A 15,322-nucleotide genomic window follows, 5' to 3' on the forward strand; every position below is an offset into this window, starting at 1 on the left:
TACTAACCGTTCCTGGCGGTAGACGACGGGCGGTGCCCGCAGGCTCGCGATAGCGTGACCGATATCGTTCCGTCCCATCGGAAGGACCGCCGTGACCCCGCACCCCTTCGACCGCGCCATGCGCCTGGACCACGTCGACACCGGCGTCGTGCGCGGTGCCACCGAACCGGCGTGGGCCAACATGGTCGGCCCGTTCGGCGGGATCACCGCGGCGGTGTTGCTGCGCGCCGTCGAATCCCACCCCGACCGCATCGGTGACCCGCTGGCGTTGACGCTCAACTACGCCGCGCCGATTGCCGACGGCGAGTTCGACATCGCGCTACGCGCTGCGCGCACCAACCGCAGCAACCAGCACTGGGTCATGGAGCTACGCCAGGGCGATGAGGTCAAGACCACCGCCACCGCGGTGTTCGGCCGGCACCGCGACACCTGGGCCGACATCGAAGCCCGTCCACCGAAAACCGCTGCGCCCGAGGATCTCCCGCGCGGTGACTTCATCGAGGCGATCGTGTGGGCCAAGCGCTACGACATGCGCTTCACCGAAGGGCCGATTCCCGACGAAGGTGTGCCCAGCGGATCGTCGACCACCACGTTGTGGGCGCGCGACGTTGATCAACGCCCGCTGGACTTCGCCGCGCTGGCCGCAGTCTCCGACATCTTCTACCCGCGGGTGTTCCTGCGCCGCGGCGGCTTCATCCCGGCCGGCACCATCTCGCTGACCACCTATTTCCACGCCGACGCCGCGCAGCTCGAGGCCGTGGGCGGCGATTTCGTGCTGGGCAGCGCCCGCGCCAACGGCTTCTCCCGCGGCTACTTCGACCAGAGCGCGCACCTGTGGTCCCGCGACGGTGTGCTGCTGACCAGCAGCCATCAGCTGGTGTATTTCAAGGACTGAGCGTCGCCGGGTGAATACCGCGATCGGCACGGTTGAACTAGCGTCCCCGGGTATGCCCGAGGAACTCGGTGCCCACGCCGATGCCGCGCGAGATCGCGAGGCCGCGCTGGCCACCCGGCTGCACACCACGACACAACTGGACCGGGCGTTCGTCGCGACGCTGCGCGGTGCGGCGCAGGTGGCGCTGCGCGGGCGCCGACGACTCGACGGCATCGAGGCCGAGATCCGCGAGGCACTGGCCAATCAGCAAGCCCTGGCGCTGGATACCCCCGCCGGCGCCCGCCAGTTTCAACAGTTCCTGACCGTCAAAACCCGTGACATCCACCGGGTGATCGCCGACACCGTGGCCGACAGCCACGCCCGTGCGGCGGCGGCGCGGTCCCTGGGTGCCGGCTACACCGTCAAGGGGCCGCGCGCGCCAGGCGTCCAGGCCGTCGACCACAGCTTCAAGCGGTCGCCCGCCTCAGCCGACGAACGTCGTCTCAATCAGATCGACGCCTTCAAGCAGGTCTTCGGCCGCGACCCGGTCTCGGCCTCCGATTGGACGACTGCGGCCGCCTTGGATGCACACACCTACGACCCGAAGTTCCAGGGCGTGGACTCCGAGATCCGCGTCGCCAGGATCGATCCGGTGCCGGGACAGGGGGTGGTGCGTGCGTCGCAGTGGATTGAGCAGCCGTGGGTCAACCGCTTGGGCTCACATGACGCCGGCAACGACCGGGGCCCCAACCCGCGGTTCGACCCCGAAGACACCAAGGTCACCACCTACATCGACTACGACAACGGGATCGTGGTGATGCGGCAGAACCCCTCCGCCGAACTCAACATCGACGGCGCTCCGGTACGCGTGGAAGTCGGTGTCCCCCGAGGCAGCGTCACGCAAACCCCGGATGGATCGGTGCGGATCAAGTACGACGCCGCGAACCCACTCGCACCGGGCGTCTCCGCCGATCCGCGCGGCCCGCTAGGCAGCCACCGATTGAGCGTGAACGGCGACCTGGTTTTCACCCCCGGTCCAGATGGCGTGCATGTCGACGGCACCCGAACGGATTACCCGTCTTTGGAGGTCTACCAAGACCTACCCGGCGGCAGCACCCGCACCGTTCTGATCGACCCGGCTCAATCCGGAAGCACCAACGGACCCCTGTTCAACCTTCCGTTCCACCACGAGGTCGGCATCGGAGGCAAGGCGTTCGCGCCCTTCGACCACGGCGGGAACTGGAATCCACGATTCGACGTCCGATCTCCCCTGCCTGCCACGGATTTCGGACCCACCGTGGCACCACCAGCAGTACCTTCACCGTCGGGCAGACCCGGCGGTGTCCCCGCCTGATCATCAAAAGGAGCCATGCATGCCCAGTGCAATTCTGGCCCGTGTCCGCGATGGCGGCCCCGCCTTCTGGCGCACCGCCACCCGGTCAGCACCGCTGGTCGTCCAAGCCGTCCTCGCGGCGCTAATCGGCATCGGCTGGCTGGGGCTGAGTGGCAGCCCACTCTCCTATGGCACACCGTTTCGCTGGCTGGCCACGGCAGCTTTCATCGTGCCGACCGTCGCAGCTCTGGTGATCGGCGCGGTGTTGTTGCGCGCGGAGTCACCGTATCGACGCGGTGTCGGTCTGGCTGTCTGCGGATCTGCCGTAGTGACCTTCATCAGCGGATTGTTCTACGTGCTGATTTTCCTGCCGTGGTTCGAGGGCGGCGCATGACCAGCCCGGACACCGAAGTCCGCTACGGCCCGCACAGTTTCATCGCCGCGTTGGCGACCATTGCGATCGTCGAGACCGCGACCTGGATGTGGTTTCCGTACTGGATCGCGGACTTGTACGTTTTCGGCCTCGCTACCGCCATTGTGGTGCCGACCGGCTTCTTCATGTCCCAGAGCGGTGGCATCAAGACTGCACAGGTCGGCCGCGGCATGCTGATCGGCTATCTCGCCACCCCGCTGACCATCGCACTGGCCGTCATCCCGCCGGTGGTGATCATTCAGCTACTGCGTCTGGTCTGAAGTCCCCGGCCCGCCGCGGATCGTCGCACTTGCCGGTGAGCAGCTTCGACACCGTGCCGGGATTCCATGGCCGGCGGCTGTCAGCCGGGTGAATACCGCGATCGGCACGGTTGAACTAGCGTCGGAAAACATGCCCGAGGAACTCGGTGCCCACGCCAATGCCGCGCGAGAGCGCGAGGCCGCCCTGGCCACCCGGCTGCACACCACGACGCAACTGGACCGGGCGTTCGTCGCGACGCTGCGCGGTGCGGCCAGGTGGCGCTGCGCGGGCGCCGACGACTCGACGGCATCGAGGCCGAGATCCGCCGAGGCACTGGCCAATCAGCAAGCCCTGGCGTTGGACACCCCCGCCGGGCAGGGGGTGGTGCGTGCGTCGCAATGGATTGAGCAGCCGTGGGTCAACCGCTTGGGCTCACATGACGCCGGCAACGACCGGGGCCCCAACCCGAACTTCGATCCCGAGGACACCAAGGTCACCACCTACATCGACTATGACAACGGGATCGTGGTGATGCGCCAGAATCCGTCCGTCGAGCTCAACGACAGCGGTGGCCCCGGGAGGGTGAAAGTCGGTGTCCCGCAGGGCAGTATTGCGCAGACGCCGGACGGCTCGGTACGCATCAAGTACGACGCCGGCAACCTGCCGGGCCATCACGAGGTCGGTGTCGGCAGCTCCGCGTTCGCCCCGTTCGGCGACGCCGCCACCGATTTCGGACCGGTGTACGCGCCGCCGTCGGTCTCCTCGACATCCGGACAACTCGGCTGAGCCTCGAGCCGCTCCCGAAGGGATAACTTCTACCCATGACCGCCCCGACCCCGACAGACCGCTACGGCCCGCGGAGCTTGGTCGCCGCGCTGGCGACCATCGTGATCGTCGAGACCGCCACCTGGGTGTGGCTGCCGTTGTGGATCGCCAACCTGTTCTTCTTCGCAATCGCCACGGCCGTTGTGGTGCCGATAGGGCTGTTCATGAGCCAGCTGCCCGATGAGATCGGGCAGGCCGGCCGGGGGATCCTTGCGGGCTACCTCGCGACACCGTTGACGATCGCGATCACGCTCATCCCGGCCGGCTTGATCTACTTGCTACTGCACTGAAAGGCACTCAGGCATGCCCAACACGGTGCTCAGTCGAATCCGGGTGCAGGACAGCGATGTTTGGCGGATCGCCACCCGATCATCACCGGTCGTCGTGCAGCCGGTCCTGGCGGTCTGGTTCGGTATCGGCTGGCTGCTGGGACAAACTCCGGTCGTCGACCACATCGGGGTTCCCATCCTGATAGCGGTCGCCGCCCTACTGACGACCGTGGCCTCGTTGCTGATCGGCGCGACATTGCTGGGCACCGACTCGCCTCGTCGTCGCGGTATGGGCTTGGCGATCGGCGGGTGCGGCCTGGCCGTCTTGATCAGTGGATTGGTCTACGCCCTGATCTTCGTGCCGATCGTGTATCCCGGATGATCACCCGGCTACGGCATCTGGCCTGAAGTCACCGGGCCGCCTCGGGTCGTCGTACTTGCCGGCCAGCAGCTTCGACACCGTACCGGGCTTCCACTCCCGGCCGGTCGGGGTACGCTGCCCCGCGGAGTTGAGCACCCGCGCGGTGGCCGCCTGGGTAACACCGCAGCCGTGCACCAACCAGCCCGCATACCGCTTGACCTGACGCTTGCGCTCCGGCCACGGCACCGCCGGCGACGGCAGCATCGGCGGCACCGGGTGCACGTTCGCCCGGCCCCCGTCGGTTGTGCGCCGCACCGACTGTCGGCCGTCGGCCTTGACCAGCGCCATCTCGATCTCCCGGCCGAGGCTCTTGGCGCCCTCGGCGGCCAGCGCCGCCTGATCCAGGCTGTCGACGGCTTGAACCTCGCGCCGCAGCGCGAAGTCAATCTCGTTCATGCCGCCGTCGGTCGGCGCCGGGTACAGCCCCCGGGTCAACCGCACGTTCAGGCCGTGACGCTGCAACACCAGGCTCAGCCGCCGCAGGTGCTGTTCCCGAATGAAGTCCGGACCCGGGAACGGCACCCAGACGTCCATCCGCCCGGCGATCGCGCGGCCCAGCGCGGCGACCACGGCGTCGATTTCGGTCAGGTCATCGGTGCCGCCGGCCTCGCCCTCCTCGAAACCGAACGCCTCGACGATGATGCAGTGCTGTTTGGCGGCGTCCCTGGCCAGCTCGGCGCGGTGGGCCGTGGTGTCGTTGTCCCCGAGCAGGACAACGCGGTCGACTGCCGACTGCGACATTGCTGACCTCCCGATATCTCAAGCCCCCGTGGGGAAGTGCTGGTGAAAAGAATCTATCGGCGACCACCGACAAGTTCTGGCGGCCGGCTACCCGGGGTGTAGCCGCTCACTCTTCCCGCTCCCCGGCGTTCCACTCGCGGGCAACGGCACGCAACTCGGTGCGTACCGCGGAGCGGCGCCGTTCCGGGCGGTGATGCTTGTCGACCAGCTGGATTAGGTGCACGCCGACGTCCTCGGCAGTCTGCGCCCACCCATCCCAGCGGGCGACGACGGTGTCCAGCGACGTCAGGTTATCGCCGGGTACCGACAACTCTCGTCCGCCGATCGATCGACAGTTATTGTCGGACCCCTTGGCTAATTTCGAGTCATGGACGAACCACCTTTAGATTGGCCCGGCGTGTTGGAACTCTCCCTGCTTCCGGAGGAAGCCATCACCGCCGGGCACCGACTTGCCGATGCGGCCGAGGCCGGTGACTGGCCGGCACTGTTCGATCTGCTGGACGCCATCCCCGCGCTCAGCGTCAACCAGTGGCGGCCCGGCGCCGCGGCCTGGCTCACCCCGCTGCACCAGGCCGCCCGCCACGGGGCACCGGCGAAAGTCTTTGCCGCGCTGCTCGATCGCGGCGCACTGCGCGGCCTGCGCGACGCCCGCGGCTTCACCGCCTACGACATCGCCGAGGACATCGGGCATCCCACGGAACTGATCTCCGCGCTGACTCCGCCGCCGTCGCCGCTGTCGGCCGAACGGGTCCGCAGCCTCGACGCCAACCTGGAGTGGGCCATCGACGGCGTCATCCGCAGCGCGCAGCTTTTCGACGGCCACGACGACCACGCCCTGCGACGGATGTTGCGCTATCCCCCGGTGGCCGTGCTGCACGAAGCCCCCGGCCACGCGGTGCGCCTGGCGATCCCGGGGCTATCCGGCGGAGTCCGGGTGACGCTGCGGCGCGGCTACCTGGAGGCGGTGAGCGGGCTCGGGCCCACCGCACAGACCCACGTGATCACCCACCGCGGTGTGGTGCTGACCACAGAGGGCCGCACCTGATCCGTCGCGTAACGTGACGACCATGGCTTTCCGACTCGCCGACACACCCGATCAGCACGGCCGCACCTTCGTGGTGACCGGCGCCAACGGCGGACTGGGCGAAGTCGTCACCCGAACCCTGGCCGCCAAGGGCGCCAGCGTGGTGATGGCCTGCCGCAACACCGCCAAGGCCCAGCAGATCGCCGACGGCATCGACGGCGACGTCTCTGTGGCGGCACTGGATCTGGGCAGCCTGGAGTCGGTACGCGACTTCGCCGCCCAGCAGGGCGGCTTCGACGTGCTGGTCAACAACGCCGGGATCATGAACATCCCGCTGAAACGGACGGCCGACGGGTTCGAGATGCAGTTCGGTGTCAATCACCTCGGGCACTTCGCGCTGACCGGCCTGCTGCTGGACCGCATCGGCGACCGGGTGGTGACGGTATCGAGCATCGCACACAAGCAGACCCCGAAGTTCTGGATCGACGACCTCAACTACAAGAACCGGTTCTACCAGCGCAACCTGGCCTATGCGCAGTCCAAGCTGGCCAATCTGATGTTCGCCCGCGAGCTGCAGCGCCGACTGCGCGCGGCCGGCTCGCCGCTGCGCTCCTACGCGGTACACCCCGGCGTGTCGGCCACCGAGTTGTTCGACAACGACAAGACGCTGCCCGGCTTGGTCACCAAGTACGGTCTGGCGGTGCTGGGCCAGCGCCCCGAGCGGGCCGCCGAGTCGATCGTGTTCGCCGCCACCGTCGCCGACGCCGACCCGGACGCCTACTGGGGGCCGACGAAGCTCAACCAGTCGCGCGGCCCGATGGGGCCATGCCCGTCGAACAAGCTGTCGAAGGACCAGCAGCTGTGGCGGCGGCTGTGGGAGGAGTCGGAGAAGATGACCGGGGTCAGCTACCCGGTGTGACCCGGCGCGCCCCGCTGGGACCCGTCGCCGCCCGGGGGCACAGCACGTCGTCGCCTCAACAGCAACAGCCGTCACGGCGCCGGGGGTATGTGAGTGTTGCCCGCCTTCGAGCGACAGCTGGCGTCGGGTCGGGCAACTCGGCGCCGACGCCCGCCCTCACGAGCCGACATAATCTCTGTTGTCGCTCGGAGGTGGGCACACCTCATGCCACTTCCCTGCGGTGACGGGAGTGACGCACGGGACTCCGCCCCCATCACCTGGCGGCGAGGCGGCAGACAAATTAGCCCTCCACCCCAGCTCACCGGTTAAGTTGTGGCGAGCCGCAATCTGCGGCACCAGACGGACCGAAAGTGATCATGCGAGTTGAGGGGCGCGACGTCGCCGTCACCGGCAACCTGCTGCAGCCGCTGACCCGACGCACCAACGACATTCTGCGTCTGGTGCTGGCGGCGTTGTTCCTCGCGACGGTCATCACCAGCTCGCTGGTCACCCGCTACGAGTGGGTGGCGCTGGAACGCTCGGTGTCCCAGATCGTCGGGGTGCTCTCCCCGACCCACGCCAACCAGGTCTACCTGGCCTACGGCATAGCAATCGTGGTGCTGCCGTTCGCCATCCTGATCGGCCTGGTCGTCTCCCGGCAATGGAAACTGCTGGCCGCCTACGCGGTCGCCGGGCTGCTCGCGGTCGCGTCGCTGTCGATCCGCAGCAACGGGTTGGCGGCACCGCGGTGGCACTTCGACCTGTCCGAACGGCTGGCCACCACGCTGGCCCAGTTCCTCGACGACCCGCGGTGGATCGCCATGCTCGCCGCGATGCTCACCGTCTCCGGCCCGTGGCTGCCGGCCCGCTGGCGGCGCTGGTGGTGGGCACTGCTGCTGGCGTTCGTGCCGATCCACCTGGTGGTCAGCGCGATCGTGCCGGCCCGCTCACTGCTGGGACTGGCCGTCGGCTGGTTCGTCGGAGCCCTGGTCATCCTGATCGTCGGCACCCCCGCACTGGAGGTGCCGCTGGACGGCACCGTGCGCACCCTGGCCCGCCGCGGCTGCACCGTCACCGAGCTCACCGTGGTCCGCCCGGCCGGGCGCGGGCCGCTGGTGCTGTCCACCGTCGGCAAGCACCCGGCGATCATCGAGCTGTACGGCCCCAACCAGCGCAGCGGCGGCGCACTGCGGCAGCTCTGGCGCAAGCTGCGGCTGCGCACCACCGAGACCGCGCCGCTGCACGCCTCGCTGCACCGCGCCGTCGAGCACCGCGCGCTGATGGCGATCGCCATCGCCGAGACCGGGGTCGCCAACACCGACACCGTGGCGGTGGCCTCCCTGGACCGGGGCTGGACCCTGTACGCGCACACCCCGCCGCGCGGGGTGCCGATCGCCGACGCCGTCGCCAGCACCCCGGTGGGCCACGCGTGGAAGGCGTTGCGGCGGCTGCACGATCAGCAGATCTCGCAGGGTGATCTGCGTGCCAAGGAGATGACGGTCGACGGCGACCGGGTGCTGTTCGGCGGTTTCGGCAACGCCGAATACGGCGCCACCGACACCCAGCTGCAGTCCGATATCGCCCAGTTGCTGGTGACGACGTCATCGCTGTACGACGCATCGTCGGCGGTGGCCGCGGCCATCGAGCACTTCGGTCGCACCGCGGTGCTGGCCGCCTCACGCCGTCTCACGAAATCGGCCGTGCCGTCCCGGCTTCGCAAAGCGGTGCCCGAGGTCGGCGCGGTGATCTCGGCCGCCCGCGAAGAGGTCAAACGGCAGACCAACACCGATGCGATCCACACCAAGACCATCACCCGCTTCACCCGCAGCCAGCTGATCCAGCTGGTGCTGCTGGTCGGGCTGGTCTACGTCGCCTATCCGTTCATCAGCCAGGTCCCGACGTTCTTTTCCCAACTGCGGCACGCGAACTGGTCCTGGGCGCTGGTGGGGCTGATCGTGTCGTCGCTGACCTATGTCGGTGCCGCCGGGGCCCTGTGGGCGTGCGCCAACGGCGCGGTCAGCTTCCGCAACCTGGCGATCATGCAGGTGGCCAACACCTTTGCCGCCACCACCACCCCGGCCGGTGTGGGCGGGCTGGCGTTGAGCACCCGATTTCTGGTCAAGGGCGGGCTGAGTGCCCTGCGAGCCACCGCCGCGGTCGCCTTGCAGCAGTCGGTGCAGGTGATCGTGCACGTGATCCTGCTGATCATCTTCACCACCGCGGCAGGCGCCCGGGCCGACCTGTCCCATTTCGTACCCAGCGCGACCATGCTGTACCTGATCGCCGGGGTGGCCTTGGGCCTGGCCGGCATCTTCTTGCTGGTGCCCAACCTGCGCCGGTGGTTGACCACGGCACTGCGCCCGCGCCTCACCGAGGTCACCGCCGACCTGCTCGAGCTGGCCCGCGAACCCAAGCGGCTGGCGCTGATCGTGCTGGGCGCGGCCGGCACCACCCTGGGTGCGGCCCTGGCACTGTGGGCCAGCGTGGAAGCCTTCGGCGGCAACACCTCGTTCGTCACCGTCACGGTGGTGACGATGGTCGGCGGCACCCTGGCCTCGGCCGCCCCGACTCCCGGCGGGGTCGGCGCCGTGGAGGCCGCCCTGATCGGTGGGCTGGCCGCATTCGGTGTCCCCGCCGCGCTGGCGGTCCCGTCGGTGCTGCTGTATCGGGTATTGACCTGCTGGCTGCCGGTGTTCGTCGGCTGGCCGGTGATGCGCTGGCTGACCGAGAACGAGATGATCTGAGCCGATGCGGATCGCGATCAGCGGTGCAGGAGTAGCCGGAACGGCGCTCGCGCACTGGCTGCACCGCACCGGCCACACCCCGACCGTGATCGAACAGGCGCCGGCCTTTCGCTCAGGGGGCTACATGATCGACTTCTGGGGCGTCGGCTACACCGTGGCCCAGCGGATGGGCATCGAGGCACAGATCCTCGACAAGGGCTACCAGATCGAGTCCGTGCGATCGGTCGGCACCGACGGCCGCATCCGCGCGGCGTTGAACGCAGGCGTCTTCAAGCACCTGCTCGGCGACGACTTCACCAGCCTGCCGCGCGGTGACCTGGCCGCCACCATCCACACCACCATCGCCGACTACGTCGAGATGATCTACGGCGACAGCATCACCGGCATCGACGACCACGACGACGGTGTCCGGCTGACCTTCGCCCACGCCGGGCCGCGCGAGTTCGACCTGGTGATCGGCGCCGACGGACTGCACTCCAACGTGCGCCGGCTGGTGTTCGGCCCGGACACCGATTTCGAGCACTACCTGGGCTGCAAGGTGGCCGCGGCCGTCGTCGAGGGCTACCGGCCCCGCGACGAACTGGTCTACGTGAGCTACGCGGTGCCGGGCCGCCAGGTGTCCCGGGTCGCGCTGCGCGACGACCGCACCCTGGTGCTGTTCGTGTTCCGCGACGACTCCCCGGAGGTGGCCGACCCGCGGGCGCAGTTGCACCACCGGTTCGCCGACGCGGGCTGGGAGTGCCCGCAGCTGTTGGCCGCGGTCGCCGGGGTCGACGACCTGTACTTCGATGTGATCAGCCAGGTCCGGATGAAACGCTGGTCACGGGGGCGGGTGCTGTTGATCGGCGACGCCGCCGGCTGCATCTCCCTGCTGGGGGGTGAGGGCACCGGCCTGGCCATCACCGAGGCCTACGTGTTGGCCGGCGAGCTGCAGCGGGCCGCCGGTGACCATCGGCGCGCGTTCGCCGCCTACGAGAAGCGGCTGCGCCCGTTCATCGAAGCCAAACAGTCCAGCGCGACGCAGTTCCTCGGGTTCTTCGCCACCCGAACCCGATTCGGGCTGTGGTTTCGCAACCTGGCGATCCGTGCGATGAACCTGCGGCTGCTCACCGGCCTGCTCGCCGGGTCGGTGCGCGACGATTTCGACCTGCCCGACTACGCGATCTGACGCTATCCGGCCCCGGCCGCCGCATACACCCGGCTCACCTCCGGCTCGGGGTAGCCGGCCGCGGTCGCCGCGGCCCGCACCGCGTCGCCGACCTTCAGCGTCAGCTCGGCCGGCACCAGCGCGATCACGCAGCCGCCGAACCCGCCGCCGGTCATCCGGGCGCCCAGGGCTCCGGCCGCCACCGCGGCGTCGACGATCAGGTCCAGATGCGCGGTGGTGATCTCGAAGTCGTCGCGCATCGAGGCGTGCGACGCGGTGAGCAATCGCCCGGCCGCGGCGAAGTCCAACTCCGCGCACGCCGCAACGAAATCCAGCACCCGCTCGTTCTCGGTCAACACATGCCGGGCCCGGCGGACGTCGACCGGATCGGCGACGCCGTCGAGCACCTGCACCCCGCGGTGCTGCACCTCCCGCAGCGACGCCACCCCCAGCGCAGCGGCGGCCCGCTCGCACGACGCGCGCCGCGCCGCGTACTCGCCGTCGACGTGGCCATGGCGCTGGCCGGAGTCGAACAACAACAACGTCACCCCGGAGGCGTCCGGGTCGAAGGGCACCGGGTGCACCGCCACGTCACGGAAGTCGATCAACAGCGCGGCCGAGACCTCCCCGAACAGCGACGACAGCTGATCGAGCAAACCCGTTGGGGCGCCGACGTAGTCGTTCTCGGCACGCTGACCGATCCGGGCCTGCTCGATCCGGTCGATCTGCACCCCGGCGGCCGAGATCAGGGCGCCGAGCACCGCGCACTCCAGGGCCGCCGACGATGATAGACCCGAACCGATCGGCACGTCGCTGCTGATCGACAACGTTCCGCCGGGCACCGCAACACCGCGGTCGCGCAAGGCCCAGATCACCCCGGCGACATAGGCCGCCCAGCCGGTGACTCCGCCGGGGACGGTGTCCAGCGGGATGCGCACCGAGGCGTCGGCGGCATCGGAGAGCACGGTCAGCGTGTCGATCTCGGCGGGGCTGAATGCGACGGTGGTGCGCTGCGGCAGCGCGATCGGCAGCGCGAAACCCCCGTTGTAGTCGGTGTGTTCACCGATGAGGTTCACCCGGCCCGGCGCGGAATAGCTGATCACAGTTCACGCAGCCTGGCGGCAACCGACTCCGGGGTGACATCGGCGATGAACGCGTCCATCGCCGATTCCGAGGCCGCCAGATACTTCAACTTGGTGGCGCTGCGCCGGATCGACATCAATTCGATGTGGAAATACCCGTCGGCCTGCGGCCCGTCGACGCGGTACTGGTGCAGGGCGGCCATATACGGCAGCGGTGCATCGTAAATACGGTCGAAGCGTCCCAACAGATCTCGGTAGATCTGCGCGAAGTCGTCCAACTCGGCCTCATGCAGCTCGGTCAGGTTGTGCACCCGCCGATTCGGATACAGGTGCACCTCGACCGGCCAGCGCGCCGCGAACGGCACGAACGCGGTGAAGCAGTCGCTCTGCGCCACGATCCGCGACCCGTCGGCCAGCTCTGCTGCAAGCAGGTCGGCGAACAGGTTGGTGCCGTGGGTGTTTCGGTGATCGCGGGCCTGTTCCAGCATCGCCGCGGTGCGCGGGGTCAGATAGGGGTAGCCGTAGATCTGGCCGTGCGGGTGGGCCAGTGTCACCCCGATCTCCTCGCCGCGGTTCTCGAAGCAGAACACCTGCTCGACGCCGGGACGCGCCAGCATGTCGGCGGTGCGGTGCCGCCAGGCCTGCACCACCAGCGCGGCGTGCGCCGCGGGCAGGCCGGCGAACGAGCCGGTGTGATCGGCCGAGAAGCAGATCACCTCGCAGCGGCCATGCCCGGGTGCGGCAACGAATCCGGAGCCGTCGGGTGGGGTGGCGATCGCGGCCCCGGTCCCGGCCAGGCTGGGGAACCGGTTCTCGAAGACCACCACGTCGTAGCCGGGCGCGGGCACCTCGCTGGTCAGCCCGCTCGGCCCCGGGCACAGCGGGCAGTCCTCGGCGGGCGGGTGATAGGTGCGGTCCTGGCGTTGCGCGGCGATGATCACCCACTGGCCGGTGGTGCGGTCGAAGCGCAGCTGCGACGGCTCGGGGTCGCGCGGCGGCAGCGGCCGACGGTCGGGCACCGGCGCCGGGGTGTGACCGGGCAGGCAGAAGAACAACAGGTCGCGGCCATCGGCGAGCGTCCAGCTCGTCGGGAGGCTCACGCGACCAACCGGGGATGCAGCCGGTGCGGGTCGATCTCGGCACCGGCCGCCAGGTCGTCGGCGAGGCTGGTGGCGAAACGCAACAGGCCGGCGACGTCGATCCCGTACGGTGCCGGGCCTGGCACCGAGGCTAGACGGTCGGCGCCGCGGCGCAGCAGGCTCACCGCACCGACGACGTTGCCGCGCTGGACGTGGGTGACCCCGACCGCCAGCTGCGCCAGGCCCTGCCACAGATCGCGTTCGGCGTCGGGCCGGTGTTTCCAGGCGGCTTCGAGCACCTCGTGGGCGTTGAACGCCAGACCGTCGTCGAGCAGCAGTTGGGCGTAGGCCAGCGTCTGCGCCGGTGGCAGGTCGAGATCGTCGGGAACGCCTTCGACCCCGCCCTGGCTGCCGCGGGGCAGCGGGCGACCCAGCCGGTCCCGCGGGCGGGCGTTGCGGGGGCGGCCGGAGTCGTCGCGGTCGCGGGTTGTCACCCGTTCATCATGACAAGTGGGTCACGCCGCCGGTTTGGCGGCGATCACCTCGATGGCCGCCATGTGGTTGCGGTGGCGGCGGAACGTCGCGCGCATGTTGAGCACCCGGGCCCGCGCGTCGGAGTCACGCAGCACGTTGAACACGAACCGCAGCGCCCCGAACAGGCCCTCGTCGGCGATCAGCCGGTGCGGTTCGAGCAGCGCCATGGGCGCATAGGAGATCTTCTCCACGGTGAAGCCGGCCTCGGTGAGCAGCTCGGTCCATTCCGCGGCGGTCAGCGGTCGCGCGTTGACCTTGATCGAACGGGCCAGCGCGGTGCGCACCTCGTCCTTGACGGCCTCGGGCACGTCGGCGGGCTGCAGCACCATCTCGTGGATGGCGTAGCGGCCGCCGGGCCGCAGCACCCGGAACGCCTCGCGCATGATCTCGGACTTGTGCGCGTTGGTCTGCATGGTCAGCATGGCTTCGCCGACGACGACGTCGGCGCTGCCGGCGGCCAGCCCGGTCTCCGACGCCTCGCCGGTGACGACCTTTCCGCGGTCGCCGACCACCGAACGGACCACGCCGGCGGCGTTCGCGTCGGCCTCCACACCGGTGTAGGTGCCGGGAGTGCGCGCCAGGATCTCTTTTGCGGTGCGGCCCATGCCGGGGGCGAGTTCGACGACGTCGGCGCCGGGCAGCTGCGCGTCGGCCAGCATCCGGTGGGTCAGCCCGAGGCCGCCCGGCCGCAGGACGCGTTTGCCGAGGCGGGCGAAGAGCCAGTGGCCGGGGAGATCAGCGGTTTTGCGGTCAGACATGGGCAGGGTCATGCGGGGAAGGTTAGCCTAGCCATGTTGCGGCCGCTAGAGGACTTTAGACCCTGTTTCTCCTTTAAATCGGCGATGGAGCCGGAGAGGTGTCGCCGGCACGCGGTCGGAGCCGCCAGCGCCGTCCACCGCGGCACCGGTGACGGCTAGGTCGACCACCACCGTGACGGCGATGCCTCCCCCACAAGCCATCACGGTCGGCGCTAGCGGCTCCATTACTCGACACGACATGCGGCCACGCCCAGTTCAACGCCACGGCTGGAATAGCACCGAGACCGCCGCGGTTCGTCTCGGCATGCCCAAACCATTCACCGAAGCCGAACGTCAACAATTCCTCGCCGACACGCACGTCGGCGTGCTGTCCGTCGATGCCACCGACGGCCGGCCCCCGGCCAGCGTCCCGATCTGGTACGACTACACCCCCGGCGGCGACATCCGGGTCAACACCGGCGCCGGGTCGCGCAAGGCCAAGCTCATCGAGCGCGCCGGTGCGGTGACCCTGGTGGTGCAGCGCGAAGAGCTGCCCTACCAGTACGTCGTCGTGGAGGGCACCGTGGTGCAGGCCGCCACGCCGGCGCCGAGGGAACCCCGCGAAGCCATCGCAGTTCGCTACCTCGGTGAGGAAGGCGGGCGGGCGTTCGCCGCGAAGATGGACGGCGCCTCCAGCGTGCTGTTCACCATCCGGCCCGATCGCTGGCTGACCGCCGACTACTCCGGCGAGCTGTAAAAGCAATCAGGCCCCTTGCAGAAGGGGCCTGATCTGGGTGGCAGGTGCAGGATTCGAACCTGCGTAGGCTTGCGCCGACGGATTTACAGTCCGCTCCCATTGGCCGCTCGGGCAACCTGCCGTATCGCGCCTAGCAGACTACAACGAAGATGTACCCCGAACACAAACGGGCCAGCACCTGCCA

The 15,322-nt window shown here is 69.1% G+C and carries 18 protein-coding genes and 1 tRNA gene; 12 read left to right on the plus strand and 7 right to left on the minus strand.

The features are described from left to right. The first annotated feature begins 118 nt into the window (after window positions 1-118). The 7 genes from BST28_RS13955 to BST28_RS13985 all read left to right on the plus strand — a co-directional run bounded on the left by BST28_RS13955 (window position 119) and on the right by BST28_RS13985 (window position 4,356). The gene (locus BST28_RS13955) at window positions 119-895 is read left to right on the plus strand and encodes an acyl-CoA thioesterase (protein ID WP_193466316.1); all 777 of its coding nucleotides are present in this window, start codon (window positions 119-121) and stop codon (window positions 893-895) included. Window positions 896-947: 52 nt separating this feature from the next. Next, window positions 948-2,228 carry a DUF4226 domain-containing protein gene (locus BST28_RS13960; protein ID WP_083081496.1) on the plus strand — a complete coding sequence of 427 codons (1,281 nt, stop codon included), beginning with the start codon at window positions 948-950 and terminating at the stop codon, window positions 2,226-2,228. Between the two features lie 19 nt (window positions 2,229-2,247). Further along, window positions 2,248-2,601, plus strand: coding sequence for a hypothetical protein (locus BST28_RS13965; RefSeq protein ID WP_019736166.1), 354 nt, complete (start codon window positions 2,248-2,250; stop codon window positions 2,599-2,601). Continuing rightward, entirely contained in the window at window positions 2,598-2,900 is a 303-nt protein-coding gene (locus BST28_RS13970; RefSeq protein ID WP_019736167.1) for a hypothetical protein, read from the plus strand. Before BST28_RS13965 ends, BST28_RS13970 begins: the two co-directional genes overlap by 4 nt. Before the next feature lie 130 nt (window positions 2,901-3,030). After that, entirely contained in the window at window positions 3,031-3,666 is a 636-nt protein-coding gene (locus tag BST28_RS13975; protein WP_083081498.1) for a DUF4226 domain-containing protein, read from the plus strand. Between the two features lie 35 nt (window positions 3,667-3,701). Then, a complete protein-coding gene (locus tag BST28_RS13980) occupies window positions 3,702-3,995 on the plus strand; it encodes a hypothetical protein (protein ID WP_019736080.1) in 294 nt (97 codons plus the stop codon). A 13-nt stretch (window positions 3,996-4,008) separates the two neighbouring features. Further along, window positions 4,009-4,356 carry a hypothetical protein gene (locus BST28_RS13985; protein ID WP_065288083.1) on the plus strand — a complete coding sequence of 116 codons (348 nt, stop codon included), beginning with the start codon at window positions 4,009-4,011 and terminating at the stop codon, window positions 4,354-4,356. Here the strand turns inward: BST28_RS13985 and BST28_RS13990 are convergent, their stop codons facing one another. Both BST28_RS13990 and BST28_RS13995 read right to left on the minus strand, forming a co-directional pair. Further along, complete coding sequence (locus BST28_RS13990; protein ID WP_019736082.1) at window positions 4,357-5,136, minus strand: hypothetical protein; 780 nt, start codon at window positions 5,134-5,136, stop codon at window positions 4,357-4,359. A 106-nt stretch (window positions 5,137-5,242) separates the two neighbouring features. Then, window positions 5,243-5,446 carry a hypothetical protein gene (locus BST28_RS13995; protein WP_019736083.1) on the minus strand — a complete coding sequence of 68 codons (204 nt, stop codon included), beginning with the start codon at window positions 5,444-5,446 and terminating at the stop codon, window positions 5,243-5,245. An 87-nt stretch (window positions 5,447-5,533) separates the two neighbouring features. On the opposite strand from BST28_RS13995, the gene BST28_RS14000 reads away from it, so the two are divergent. The 4 genes from BST28_RS14000 to BST28_RS14015 all read left to right on the plus strand — a co-directional run bounded on the left by BST28_RS14000 (window position 5,534) and on the right by BST28_RS14015 (window position 10,970). Next, complete coding sequence (locus tag BST28_RS14000; RefSeq protein WP_083081501.1) at window positions 5,534-6,181, plus strand: ankyrin repeat domain-containing protein; 648 nt, start codon at window positions 5,534-5,536, stop codon at window positions 6,179-6,181. 22 nt (window positions 6,182-6,203) lie between these two features. Continuing rightward, on the plus strand, window positions 6,204-7,079 hold the full coding sequence (locus BST28_RS14005; RefSeq protein ID WP_083081566.1) for an oxidoreductase: 876 nt from the start codon (window positions 6,204-6,206) through the stop codon (window positions 7,077-7,079). Window positions 7,080-7,435: 356 nt separating this feature from the next. Further along, window positions 7,436-9,802: a lysylphosphatidylglycerol synthase transmembrane domain-containing protein gene (locus BST28_RS14010; RefSeq protein WP_083081568.1), complete on the plus strand. Its 2,367-nt coding sequence runs from the start codon at window positions 7,436-7,438 to the stop codon at window positions 9,800-9,802. Window positions 9,803-9,806: 4 nt separating this feature from the next. Further along, a complete protein-coding gene (locus tag BST28_RS14015; protein WP_083081507.1) occupies window positions 9,807-10,970 on the plus strand; it encodes an FAD-binding domain in 1,164 nt (387 codons plus the stop codon). Window positions 10,971-10,972: 2 nt separating this feature from the next. Here the strand turns inward: BST28_RS14015 and BST28_RS14020 are convergent, their stop codons facing one another. The 4 genes from BST28_RS14020 to BST28_RS14035 are packed head-to-tail and all read right to left on the minus strand — an operon-like array spanning window position 10,973 to window position 14,414. After that, complete coding sequence (locus BST28_RS14020; RefSeq protein ID WP_083081510.1) at window positions 10,973-12,052, minus strand: galactokinase; 1,080 nt, start codon at window positions 12,050-12,052, stop codon at window positions 10,973-10,975. Further along, the gene (galT, locus tag BST28_RS14025; protein ID WP_019736089.1) at window positions 12,049-13,131 is read right to left on the minus strand and encodes a galactose-1-phosphate uridylyltransferase; all 1,083 of its coding nucleotides are present in this window, start codon (window positions 13,129-13,131) and stop codon (window positions 12,049-12,051) included. The genes BST28_RS14020 and galT overlap by 4 nt, the downstream gene beginning before the upstream one ends. Further along, window positions 13,128-13,604: a DUF309 domain-containing protein gene (locus BST28_RS14030; RefSeq protein ID WP_019736090.1), complete on the minus strand. Its 477-nt coding sequence runs from the start codon at window positions 13,602-13,604 to the stop codon at window positions 13,128-13,130. The genes galT and BST28_RS14030 overlap by 4 nt, the downstream gene beginning before the upstream one ends. 21 nt (window positions 13,605-13,625) lie before the next feature. Beyond that, entirely contained in the window at window positions 13,626-14,414 is a 789-nt protein-coding gene (locus BST28_RS14035) for a class I SAM-dependent methyltransferase (RefSeq protein WP_019736091.1), read from the minus strand. A gap of 292 nt (window positions 14,415-14,706) precedes the next feature. On the opposite strand from BST28_RS14035, the gene BST28_RS14040 reads away from it, so the two are divergent. Beyond that, window positions 14,707-15,138 carry a pyridoxamine 5'-phosphate oxidase family protein gene (locus BST28_RS14040; protein ID WP_019736092.1) on the plus strand — a complete coding sequence of 144 codons (432 nt, stop codon included), beginning with the start codon at window positions 14,707-14,709 and terminating at the stop codon, window positions 15,136-15,138. A 38-nt stretch (window positions 15,139-15,176) separates the two neighbouring features. Here the strand turns inward: BST28_RS14040 and BST28_RS14045 are convergent. Further along, a tRNA-Tyr gene (locus BST28_RS14045) sits at window positions 15,177-15,259 on the minus strand. Between the last annotated feature and the right edge of the window lie 63 nt (window positions 15,260-15,322).

This window comes from Mycolicibacter kumamotonensis, from assembly GCF_002086285.1.
Lineage (GTDB): Bacteria > Actinomycetota > Actinomycetes > Mycobacteriales > Mycobacteriaceae > Mycobacterium > Mycobacterium kumamotonense.